This window comes from Anoxybacillus sp. LAT27, from assembly GCF_022030075.1.
Lineage (GTDB): Bacteria > Bacillota > Bacilli > Bacillales > Anoxybacillaceae > Anoxybacillus > Anoxybacillus kestanbolensis.
Genome location: NZ_JAIWYK010000018.1, coordinates 1 through 8,594, shown reverse-complemented (window position 1 = coordinate 8,594; position 8,594 = coordinate 1). Strand labels below are relative to the sequence as shown.

General features: G+C 40.2%; 11 protein-coding genes. 3 read left to right on the top strand and 8 right to left on the bottom strand.

Annotated elements, in window-relative coordinates; translation table 11 throughout:
* Window positions 1-683 (bottom strand): RpnC/YadD family protein (locus tag LD028_RS01610; RefSeq protein WP_237810706.1); only part of this gene is annotated, 683 nt, incomplete at its 3' end.
* Window positions 684-884: 201 nt separating this feature from the next.
* Between LD028_RS01610 and LD028_RS01605 the strand changes: the two genes are divergently transcribed.
* Together LD028_RS01605 and LD028_RS01600 are read left to right on the top strand one after the other, a co-directional pair.
* A complete protein-coding gene (locus tag LD028_RS01605; RefSeq protein WP_237810705.1) occupies window positions 885-1,181 on the top strand; it encodes a hypothetical protein in 297 nt (98 codons plus the stop codon).
* 3 nt (window positions 1,182-1,184) lie between these two features.
* Window positions 1,185-1,682: a PIN domain-containing protein gene (locus LD028_RS01600; protein ID WP_237810704.1), complete on the top strand. Its 498-nt coding sequence runs from the start codon at window positions 1,185-1,187 to the stop codon at window positions 1,680-1,682.
* Between the two features lie 446 nt (window positions 1,683-2,128).
* On the opposite strand, the gene LD028_RS01595 is transcribed toward LD028_RS01600, so the two are convergent.
* The 5 genes from LD028_RS01595 to LD028_RS01575 form a co-directional block, all read right to left on the bottom strand.
* Complete coding sequence (locus tag LD028_RS01595) at window positions 2,129-3,310, bottom strand: IS701 family transposase (protein ID WP_237810703.1); 1,182 nt, start codon at window positions 3,308-3,310, stop codon at window positions 2,129-2,131.
* Between the two features lie 94 nt (window positions 3,311-3,404).
* A complete protein-coding gene (locus LD028_RS01590; protein ID WP_237810702.1) occupies window positions 3,405-3,920 on the bottom strand; it encodes a hypothetical protein in 516 nt (171 codons plus the stop codon).
* A complete protein-coding gene (locus LD028_RS01585) occupies window positions 3,907-4,641 on the bottom strand; it encodes a hypothetical protein (protein ID WP_237810701.1) in 735 nt (244 codons plus the stop codon). Before LD028_RS01585 ends, LD028_RS01590 begins: the two co-directional genes overlap by 14 nt.
* Before the next feature lie 14 nt (window positions 4,642-4,655).
* Entirely contained in the window at window positions 4,656-5,351 is a 696-nt protein-coding gene (locus tag LD028_RS01580; RefSeq protein WP_237810699.1) for a hypothetical protein, read from the bottom strand.
* Window positions 5,352-5,387: 36 nt separating this feature from the next.
* Window positions 5,388-5,903 (bottom strand): hypothetical protein, encoded by a 516-nt coding sequence (locus LD028_RS01575; RefSeq protein WP_237810698.1) that lies wholly within the window; start codon window positions 5,901-5,903, stop codon window positions 5,388-5,390.
* Between the two features lie 451 nt (window positions 5,904-6,354).
* Here LD028_RS01575 and LD028_RS01570 point away from each other — a divergent pair, with 451 nt between their 5' ends.
* Window positions 6,355-6,831, top strand: a complete 477-nt coding sequence (locus LD028_RS01570) for a ribonucleoside-triphosphate reductase (RefSeq protein WP_237810697.1) — start codon at window positions 6,355-6,357, stop codon at window positions 6,829-6,831.
* Between the two features lie 246 nt (window positions 6,832-7,077).
* Here LD028_RS01570 and LD028_RS01565 read toward each other — a convergent pair whose 3' ends face one another.
* On the bottom strand, window positions 7,078-7,989 hold the full coding sequence (locus tag LD028_RS01565) for an Rpn family recombination-promoting nuclease/putative transposase (protein WP_370642813.1): 912 nt from the start codon (window positions 7,987-7,989) through the stop codon (window positions 7,078-7,080).
* 274 nt (window positions 7,990-8,263) lie between these two features.
* A partial coding sequence (locus LD028_RS01560) for an RpnC/YadD family protein (protein ID WP_481736489.1) occupies window positions 8,264-8,594 on the bottom strand: 331 nt, incomplete at its 5' end.

The window sequence follows — 8,594 nt, the reverse complement described above, 5'->3', positions numbered from 1 at the left end:
ACTTGTTCTTTTTCTTTCGTTTCCATTTCATTCACCTCGTTTCGTAATTGTTGTTCTTCCTCATCCGACAGTTTCACATATGTTTCAAAAAAGCCGATTAACAATCGCTGCTTGGCTTCGTCTAATTCCATCCGTACGATCATGCGTAAAAATTGCTTTTTTAATTCTACCCGTTCACTTTCAGTATACCCCATTTTGCTTAACAGCGCAGCGGCGATTGGGTTGTCGTGGCGAATGTAATCCCGCCAGTTTTGTTTGCGCAACTCCACAGTAAGAAATCGGAATTGGAGTACATCGAAAAACGGAAATTGGAGCGTAAACGAGGAAGGTTCATTGCGAAGATAGTCGTAGCTAAATACCGCAATCGGCAACATCCGCTTTCGGTATTTTTCAAACAAGCGGCTAAAGTAAATAAACATTCGTTCGGGAAACGATGGCTGCACGTAGCTTTGATTTTCGATATGGACGATAATTAAGCTATCCTCCCCTTTCAACTTCGTCTCAACTAGCACATCGACGCGATACTTCTCCCCTGCCGTCACATCGGTAAACAATTCCTCCGACAAAAACGACACGTGCTGAAAGTCGATATGCTCATGCACATGCGGGAAAAAGAGAAGAAGAAACTCTTCAAAAAATGTCGTAATCAGCTCCTTAAACAACCGATCATGGTCAATGGACATATATGCACCTCGCTTTCTGTTTTGTTGAATGTTTTCGATAAAAATGGCGATGGTTCCTGCTTTGGGAATGGAAAAATCAGAGAGGAAAACTGCCACTCTCTGCTTCTATAAATCTCGGCATGCTTAGAGGTGTGGCACCGTATCATGACTTCTTGAAATATGGTATAATGTGTATAAAACCTCAACCAAGGTGGGATACAAATGAGAACTAACAAAAAAGGGAACCGTGGCGCCTATCATATAACAACTGGAACAGCAAAACGACCAGTTTTAAAGAGAATCGTGCGTCAAAACCGTCATCATTACCGAATCGAAGTGCCTGTTCTAACAGAAGGACAAGTGAAGGAGGTCATTCAAGTGCAATCTGAAAAGAAAAAACTAACCAAAGAAGAAAAAAAAGCGTTACACAAACGTCTAGCTGGTAGTGCAAAGTTATTTAGCAAAGAAGGCGTGGCGGAATCACTCAAAATTGCAAACAGGGAAGAGTGGGAGGATTAAGCAGTGTCAACAAAAATACTAATTGATACAAATATATATGCGGCACATGAAATGGGTTACCCTGATGCAGTAGAGTTTATTGAACAGCTAATTGAAGATGAAGCGGAAATTATTATGACTACCTTGATTGAGATGGAAATCATGTCTCATTTCGAAATCGAAACAAATCCTGATATAAGAGAAAATAGAAAAGGATATATTCAAATGGCCGATCAAATTTATGACATCACTAGAGAAGATACGGAGCTAGCAGCTGACATAAGAAGAAAAGCAAGAGCCGATCGTACACGCAAAAAGAGTATTAAAGCACCAGATGCTCTTATTGCAGCTGCAGCTCTTATACATAATGCCGTATTAGTTAGTAATAACGATAAAGACTTTCGTTGGATTCGAGAGAACTATACTTATAAAGATCGAAAGTTAAATTATGTAAATCCCATAATGGATAAGAAAGCTTACGGTGAATTTGTCAAAGCCTATATCGAAAGCAGAGGGGTTTAGAAAGAACGTTAGCATTTTTATTCGAACATATTACCCTTTACGTATTACGCGACACCCCAATTAACGACATTCGTGGCCCCATCACCAAAATCCGCTTCTTCCTTCCGCAGCGAGAACAAAACCTAATCGTATAGCAGGCGTTCCTAAGGGAACAATTTGAATTTCAAAATGTGAAGGCACATTTCCTACAATAAAAAGCAAAGAGAGTCAAAGATCGCAGAGAAGTACACGCGCTATGACTCTCTATTTCTACAAATCTCACCATGCTTCGGAGCGTGGCACCGTATCAGTCCATAAATCACAAATGCTTCAACTCATCAAACACCGTATCTTTTATGTTTGTTGATGTAATAGATAATAAGTCGACTTCCTTCCAAATAATTTCTGTAGTTGAGCAATTTCCCTTACAATAATTGCCGTCCAAAAAGAGACAAGCGGGGTACCCCTTATGCCACATGAAGATGTTTTTTCACGGCATCAATGGGAATATTTTGTTTTGCTGCGCTGTAAATGAACTCTACAAGGCTATGCCCTTTCTTCGTTCGAAGAAGAGCAAGACCGCTAGAGAAATCACCGTTAGACTCGAACATACTGTACACGTAAGTAAGTTGTACTAAAATCCAATACCGTTTCACCGCCCGAACTTGACGAACACGGTACCCATCGAGCTTCAGCTGGTCTTTCGACTGACGGAAAAAACATTCGATCGACCAACACTCGGCATAGTAGCGCAAGATGTCTTCGTCGCTTAGCTCCCGATCGGTGCTCAACACGCAATGAAGATGTTTCGGTGTCATCGGCTGATCGGCTTTCCAAGCGAGGAGCACCACGGCATCATCGAGACCTTTGAGAGAGCCTTCATAGCGATACACCCGATAACGCTCTTCTCCCACCGTGACGAGGTGAGTGTCTTTCGGTTCGATGTATTCGGCGAACTCTTTCGCTTGGATAGCGATACCCTTAGGGTAGAGAATGCGATTCGTTTTGAGCATCGCGATGACATGAAATCCTTTTTTCAGGCAGGCTTCCACAAGCGTTTTCGATGGATACCACGAATCCATCAGCACGTACACCGGACGGCGTACATCTAAAGAAGAAAGCATCTCGATGGCTAGTTCTCCTTTGCTTTTCCCAGCCCCCTTGTCGTAGAGGCGAAAGGCAAAAGGAAACGCTTGGGTCATCGTATGAACCATGAGCCAAACGAGAGAATGTCCCCAGATCGACTTTTTCTCTGTGTGAGAATAGTGCCAATCACACCCTTGAATGGCGTGCGTCGCCTGTGACGAAGGCTTTGTTTTTTGGCAAATCGTATCATCGATCGAAACAAAAATGGGTTGATTCTCTCGTTTCGAGCTGCGTTCGACACGATGAAGGATCCACTGCTGGAGTTTGCGAAGCAGCGTCTCTTCCTCCCAAGGACTTTTCGTGAAAAAATGGCTTAGTGTCGTGCGATGGTTTGGATGAAAGCTCCCATGATGAAGATCGGTCAACGTTCCCGAAAAACCTTTCGTCACCATCGCATCCACGATATGAACGAGATGCTTCATGACAGGTTTCGAGAAATAAAGTGCCAACCCTAACGTTATGAAAAACTTGTCGATTCCTTGATGATGTGCTAATCTATTCATGAGACATGAACCTCCTTGTGGATAGTTGTAGCACATCTATTCTAACCAAGGAATCGGGTTCATGTCTTCTTTTTTGTTTGTATGTAAATTTATGTTAGCGAATTTGCTCATCTACAGTAATTTCTTGAATTTTTCCATATTTCTCTGAGACCTTCTCATTGTTTGGAATCGTTTTGCCAATTCTATTTTCAAGTTGGATATCAGTAAAATTATCGCCATCGTATAAAGGCCAATAGAAAAGCCAATGCTCAGAAACGCTCGGCGGTTTATCCCAATGCTCAAGAGATGGGTATAAATATTTGCATAACATCATTCGCGGTTCTTCCTCAAAAGACAGTTCAATCGCATAGATTGGGTCGTTTTTCAATCCATTCCCCGACTGACAAGGCGGAGCAGAGTCTCTCTGGTATAGCTTAATAAAAGATTGGATGAACCACCCTCCATACTCGCGGTCGGACTTCCAACGCAAAAATTGCGGAATAACTGGAACAAATCCGCATTCAACCGATTGACGATCCAGTTCTGCTAACAGTTTATCAACATTCTCATACGTTTTTCGTACAACTTCAAACGCGTTTTTAATGTTTTCCCGTACACTAGTGAAACTCATAATATCTCCCCTTTTCAATCATACTTACATCAAAATGGAAAAACTGCTCATCGGAATGAAAACAAAAATAAGAACCATCAACAATAGGATAAGAAAGATGTTGGAAACCTTGAAAACGCTCAAATCCCTTCTTTCTCAATAAAGCAACTAAATCTTTCAACATTAACCTTTCAAATTCGTTTAACGTTTCATCTTTCTGCATATGCGTCAGCTGCATGAACACTTCTTGCCATGACATATACCCGAAATGAACACCGCTTGGCAACTTTCGCTCTTCTATCGCTCTTTTAGCCATCATATTCACTTCCGGTTCTTTACCCAACAAAAGCAAAAACTTAGGAGCCTGTCTCTTATCCGCTAATAAATCCATCGCTTCTCGCTCCAATTGATCGTCTGACGATAAAAGGCTATGATATTTCACTTCGATTCCTATCGTCAAATGATCCAATTCGAGCCAAACATCCATTTCGCTTCTTTCCCTTTTTGACCAAAACGTAACTTTCTCGCCGATAAACTCATCATTTTGTGTGGCTAAACCTTTTTGAAATACCGTTTGAGTAGCTGGAGAAAAAAAGACAGCACTGCTCAAAAGCGGCTGAATCCCTTTGTGAAAAGGGAGATAACGCAGCGTGCCAAACACGTTCGCTGTTAACTGATCTTCGAGACGCTCGCTGAGGTTCGAACCGTCTGACGATATTTTCCCATGTATTTCAGCTAACAAGCCTCTTTCCTCCCTTACTGATTTAACTCTGAATAATCGGCGCGTAAATAAATTTTATAGTCACTGATTTTTAAGTTGTATTCTTTCAAAAGCTTGATGACTAAATTGCGGAACCCGTTACTGCTCATTAGTGTTTCAATATACATTTTCCCTTTTATACTCACTGGTTCCCTCATGCCATCTGAACTAACAGAAAAATATTTTCTTTTCTTACCATTCATTTTGTCTAAATGTTCAAAACTCAGAAATTTTTCCTCGTCCTTTTCCATCAATATTTCACAAGTTTTAATTAGCATCTCTTTCCATGTGCTCACTTCGATACGTGGATTATCATTCATTTTAAACGCGCATGGTCGACGATGAGTATAGTCTTCATATAAAGTATGTTCTACATTCGAATCCACTAGATAATCGGAATAATTTGGCAACGTTCGTCTTTCCATTTCATTTTCTTTCACCGTAACATCCAAGTCTAATTCTTCGATAATTTGCGCAATCCTCTCTTCAATTGGAACAATTTGATCGATGAGACGGTTAAGTTCATTCCATTTTGTCAAGTTTCTTTGCTGGAATGCTGTATGGCTTTTCTTCAATATTTCCGTTAACGTATCAGCGATTGTTTCCTTTAGCAATTCTAAGCTGTCCATTAAATCAATTGCTTTATTTGGGACTTCTTCTTTAATGAGCGAAATAAGTTCTTTCACGTTCATTTCTATGCCTCCGTTTGCTAAAAATCGGTACTACCTTTATAGAGTTTTCAACCGATTTCTCTCAATTCTAATCGTATTGTCTTTGCCATCAAGCATATCAGCACGTTTGCTTCCATAAATACGAAAACGTGGAGAGCCTTTCACTGCTTTCACCGATAACCTTGGTGTACCACGGGATTGCTTTTTATTTACATCCACGCATGCAACAAATTCATCCCAGTGAACAATAGCGATGATTTGATTGCTGTCACTTATTTGCTTCTGACCGCAAATAAAAGCAAAAATCAGCATTTTATCTGGATTACCTTGATGAACATTTATAATTTCTTGTATTTCGTTGTCACTGAATGTGAAAGACCATGTGAAATCTTCGGAGCCGGATGGGGTAGTAAGATACTTCGTGTAAATAATATAACTCGCTTTATTTGTCGTAACCGTATATATTTGCCGACTGTCGTTTTCTTTTTCAAACAGCGCTGGTGCTAATCCACCATTTACTAATGCAGAAAGCAACGCACCATAATAATAATCCGCTTTGCAAATTGTCGTCACTTTAATCCCCTCCCCTAAAATTGAGCACATTCCTCGATTCAATTGTACGGAAAGAAGACGGAAAATGTTGTCGAATATTGTAGAAACTGACGGGTAAATTTGAATATTTTTTTAGTAAATAGACTCTCTTATTTTAACTTTCACAGACAACTCCATTGATTCGTGAATCCTCTGTATTACGGGCTCTTCATCAAAAGTTGTACTTGATTTTTTCTGAACATACCCTATTTACGATTGCGAGGAAAAATTAGTAAATCAATGATTTTTGCACATCTTTGTACAGGAAACCGTATTGCTTGTCAAGTACATGTTGTGGTGATGAACCGTATTACAGTAAAAAAGGTATATATTTCTAAAAGAATAGGGAATGATTTAAAATATAATGGCAATGCTGTTTAAACTGTACAGATAGCGTAGTAACGAAAAAGTAAAAAATTTGTGGAGGGTATACATGCCTATCAAAATTTTATTAAAAGACTGGGAAGGTGACTGGAAAGAAACGCTCAAAAGTGAAAACCTCAATAGTTTTTTTAGTTGTGAAATGTATATGACTGTCCATAATGGTATTGAACAAATGACGATCAATATTGCAACGCTTTACGGCACAGCTTTGTTAAGTATAGCTACGGGTGTTATGGATATGATCGCTAATAAAGAGAATAAACCATTCCGTATCTCCGGCTTTGGTTCTGCCTATGATTACTTTTTCATCGTGAAAGGACGCGAAATCAAAATTGAAGCTGTAAATGTTACAAATGATCATGTAGAGTTCTTTCTTTTTTACGACAAAATGAAATTCGCTCATGATTTTGTAAAAGCATTGAAAAAACATTTACAGCAAATTGCGCAAGTGAACACTCGAGTTAGAGAACAAGAAACATATAAGCTTCTAGAACAAAAAATGCATGCTCTCAACGCTATGATTTAGAGTTATTAATGAGGCTGTATTAGGCATTCGTGAAAAGGTCTGAGCGTATTTCCCCATTTCATTGTACTAAAGGGAAGTGAAACATGTTGTAGAAAACGACGGATAACATTGGACAGTTTTTACTTTTTCATCACCGATCATTTTTTCACGGCGTGACAGTGGCACTGTATCCCGCATAATTAAAGGGAGCCGAATGGCTCCCTTAGTTATATAAAGTCATGTTTAAAAAAGAGGAACAGCACCATATCATTTCAACCTCTCAATTTCTTCCACAGACAACTCCGTCAGTTCATGGATCGTCTGTACATCGTAGCCTTTCTCCAGCATCTTTTTCGCAATCTGGCGTTTTTCTTGTTGCAGGCCTTGTTGTAAGCCTTTTTCCAATCCTTCTTTCAGTCCTTCTTCCCGACTTCCGCGAATGTTCGATAGTTGGTCAAGTAGCCATTTCAACCGCATTTCGTATGCATAGCGGTTTTCTGGATCCACACTCAAACTTTGCCATTCTTCTAACGCCTCTAAAATTTCTTGTTCTGTCATCGCGATTCCCTCCAATTCGCGAACCATTTCCTCATCCACCTTTTTTGTCCGTCCATCCACCGCCGACAACATCGTCAGCCACGGCCATTCGGGTGACTGCTTCACATCCCGGCGGTATTTCTTCCATTTTACCATAAATTGTGACAAATCAAGCACATGAAATTCAAGGTGATCGCTCCAAAGAAAGTGTTCTTCATCTTCACGGATGTGGAATATCGTATGAAAGCGGTCAGTTTCGTGCGGAAAAAGTGGGTAGTTGAGGATGGCAATCATAATCGTCGGGGGAAGTGTGTCATATCGTTCTCCTTTTGATAAAGAAGACGAAAACAACCGCGCCCAGTAATACAACAGCCGTTCCGGCATGCCGTATTGCGGGATGATTTGAATTTCAACATGAATGCGCTCGCCACGATTCGTCCGAACGATGACGTCTAGCCGTCCGGTTTTTCCGTCTTCTGTTTCTTTCGTTAGCTCCGTATTTTCAAACTGCACATCGACGATTCGGTCATCTTCTTTCCGATGCAACAGCGCGTTTAAAAACGCCATCGTAATCGACTTGCGACTCGGATGCCCAAACAGCTGCTTAAACATAAAATCCATTTTCAAATCGAGGTATTGCACGAGGATCATCCTTTCGTGGAATGTAGAGGTACAATTTGATTAAAACCGGGAAATAAGGGAAATGCAAATGAAGAAAATTGAATTTTGCGGCGCTTTTTTTTCACGGCAAAAGCAAAAAAGCCGAAAAGAAAGGCTCTTTTGCGAATGAAAAATAATTTTCCGATAAAAGTGGGCAATTTTTTATCTTTCTCCCTAACTAACGAACTTCGATATACTTCAGGAGCGTGACAGGCATCACGAAATTTAGTTTTTTTTGGTTTTGACAGACACGATATCACTTCAACCTCTCAATTTCTTCCACAGACAACTCCGTCAGTTCATGGATCGTCTGTACATCGTAGCCCTTCGCGAGCATCTTTTTCGCAATCTGGCGCTTTTCTTGTTGTAACCCTCGTTCCACGCCTTCTTTCAAACCCTTCTCTAGCGCTTTTTTCTCATATGAAATGATTAAATCCAACACTTGTTCTTTTTCTTTCGTTTCCATTTCATTCACCTCGTTTCGTAATTGTTGTTCTTCCTCATCCGACAGTTTCACATATGTTTCAAAAAAGCCGATTAACAATCGCTGCTTGGCTTCGTCTAATTCCATCCGTACGATCATGCGT